A 2,988-nucleotide genomic window follows, 5' to 3' on the forward strand; every position below is an offset into this window, starting at 1 on the left:
TTGCCAAGTGTACTTGAGCGGTGATTCCCGGCAATCCCTAGCGCCCACCGCCAAGGTCTGTTTCCTTCGGTGAGTGTACTTGAGCGGTGATTCCCGGCAATCCCTAGCTTGGCGCAACCCGGATGGCTCTTTATACAAGTGTACTTGAGCGGTGATTCCCGGCAATCCCTAGCGCAAAGTTATAGTGTTCATGCCGATAATAAGCCAGCTTCTAAAGCAGTTAAATAGAAACTTTCGACTCCTGCAAAGTTCTAAAATCGTCCTCTAAGACCCACCATAGAGAATCCGTACAATTATCAGAATCAATTAGTTACACGCAAGTTGTTGTATATGTTGCAGATGATGTTGGATCCACATTTTCTATATATTCCATATTTTCTATTCTGCCCCCTACGTCCCCTCAAAATGTTGTACAAGAAGTCCCGAGTTGTACAAACGATTTTCTAGCGAACCAGCATTTTCTTGCTGCCTGATTTATTGTGCAGGGGCGCGCAGTTTGCGCTCTTCTCAGAAAAAGCATCGGGCAATCCACTGTCACTGGGGCTCTGGCTGCGAAGCTTTACGCTTCAACATCCGGAACGCTTTTCGGAGTTGTTGGACCGGGTGCGGTCTTCTCCAACCCAATACCAGGCTCCCTTCCAATGCAGAATTCCTCCTCCATGCGCCTGAATCTGCTGGCCGCAATTGTCGCGCCAAACATTCGCCAGGAAGTACTTGCTGCGGGGCGGCGCTCGCCGATTTGACTATCACAAAATGAAAAGAAATGCCACGAACGGCACGAAGAGCTTTTTCATCTGGACCTTTGGTCCTTTCCTGACCACGGCTCAGTTGCGGCTTTGGCCCAGGGTAATCTTCTGGGTTTGAGGCCAGTTCCGGCGGTCGCTCTCGCACAAAACCGTTCTTAACGCCAGAGATAATTCAGAATTGCACATGTGGCAAGCAATAGGACTGCGGCTACCCACCACCCGACGGAGTTGCGCGTCGGACTGCTGCCCTGCCACAGTGCGGCTATCTGTCCCTCTGGTCGCGAGGCCCCCGTTCCTCTGCTGCATAGAAGTCCCACGATCAATGCTGCGCCAAAAGCGTACACGGCGACATAAAAGTTTGCGCTCATCAGCGAGCCGTAGACTAACCAGCCGACGGCAACCATTCCATGATGAACAACGGCCAGCGAGACACCGCTGACCAGGCCGGCAATTGCGCCTTGCGAAGTCGCCCTGCGCGTAAATGTTCCGATAAGAAAAATGGCGAAAAATGGCGCTCCGAAGAGCGAGAACAATAACTGCACGTACTCCATCAGGTCGTGAAAGCAAAAGGCGAGATAGGACGTGGCGATGCTCAGCGCAATTGCCACACAGATCGAAATACGCCCTACGCGAATGTAATGTTCTTCTGAAGCTCCTCGCCGGATGCTGCTTCGATAAATCTCTTCCGTCCACACCGCGGAGAAAGCTGAAACATTTGCCGCCAGGCCTGACATGAGGCTTGCGAGCAGCGCGGTCATGCCAAGGCCGAGCAATGCCGGTCCGTAGGAAGCCGCCATCAGCGCAGGCAATGTCTGATCGAAGGAGGCTGGCATGCGCCGCCCCAGAAATGCCGCAGCGCCAAGGGCAGGAACGATCACGAGGAGAGAAAAACCCAGCTTGCCAAAGCCAGCCAGTAAGGGAACCAACTGTCCCGACCTGACGGTTTTTGCCGTCAGCGCCCGCTGAATGAGAACAAAATCCGTACACCAGTAGCTGCAGCTAAGGACGAAGCCAAGGCCAATGATGACTCCGTACCGGTCCAGATCTGCGTGCGGCGCGATCGCCGGCAGGCCACTCCATAAATGCCAATGTGTGCCTGGGCGGGAGGAGTCGCTGTGAAATACGGTCGCCGTTCGGTAAAGAAGAGGCGCAAGGCCCAGCACAATGACCAGAAGTTGAAACACCTCGTTATAAATGGTTGCGCGCAGCCCTCCAAGCGATACGTAAATCAACACCACCGCTGCGGCCAGGAGAACACCGCCGGTAAACGGCCAGCCGAAGACTACATGCAGCACCTGAGCCATCGCATAGAGCCCGATCCCGCCAAGGGCCGTCCCCGTGGTCAGAACCAGCCAGGAATTGAGCAACCGCACGCGCGCGTCGAATCGTTTTTCCAGGTACTCGGGCAGGCTTTGCACGCCGCTCCGCATGTAGATGGGGATCATGACTCCGGCTAGAAAGACCATCCCGGGAATGGCGCCCACCCAGTAAAAATGGAAGGCCTGAACACCGTATTGAGCAGCCACGGCGCTGAGCCCGACGATCTCAAGCGCGCCGCAGTTGGCCGACAGAAAGGCTGCTACGACCACCCATAACGGCAATGACCGGCTGGCGTTGAGGAAGTCGTTTGCCTTGGAATGACGCCGCTTCGAGGCCCATCCAATGAGGATGGTCACAGCCAGATAACACGGCAAGACCGCTATCCCGAGAGATCTTGCTGTGAATCCGTACACCTGATTTCCCCTTTGCTACTACTTGCCGCAATTCGTAACTCGTCATTGGAAGTCTAATCAAGTCTGCCGAGCTGAAGATCCGGCGCGCGTGCACAGGCTGAACTTGACTGGAAACCTCAGATGCCGGATATCGAAGCGATTATCGCATCCGCCTGGGAATGACATCAGCAGCGCTAAACCATTAGGCGGCCGAGGATGCAACTCGCTATGCCTCCACCATCACGCTGTTGAGCGCTGCATCCATGTGCATGAGCGCCTCGGAAGGCAGCGATACGCCGATAGCGCGAACATTGTCCGCGATCTGCTCCGGGCGGGAGGCGCCAATGATTGCCGATGTTACCTCGGGGCGACGCAGCACCCAGGCTAGCGCCATCTGCGCCATGGTGAGCTTCAGATCTGCGGCAATCGGCTTCAGTTGCGCCACAGCTTCCAGCAAATAATCGGACCTGTAATGGCGGCCTGCAGTTTCCATAAACAGATTCATCTGTTCGCTGGTTGCACGACTATCG

Annotated in this window: 2 protein-coding genes; both read right to left on the reverse strand. The window is 55.2% G+C overall.

What is annotated here, in order from left to right:
- Positions 1-901: 901 nt before the first annotated feature.
- Positions 902-2,440 carry a sodium:solute symporter family transporter gene (locus AC5S3R_RS19950; protein WP_494268953.1) on the reverse strand — a complete coding sequence of 513 codons (1,539 nt, stop codon included), beginning with the start codon at positions 2,438-2,440 and terminating at the stop codon, positions 902-904.
- Positions 2,441-2,684: 244 nt separating this feature from the next.
- Positions 2,685-2,988, reverse strand: a 304-nt coding sequence (locus AC5S3R_RS19955) for an aldo/keto reductase (protein WP_494268954.1), incomplete at its 5' end; no start/stop codon positions are given.

This window comes from Occallatibacter sp. FHG110214_02, assembly GCF_059115385.1.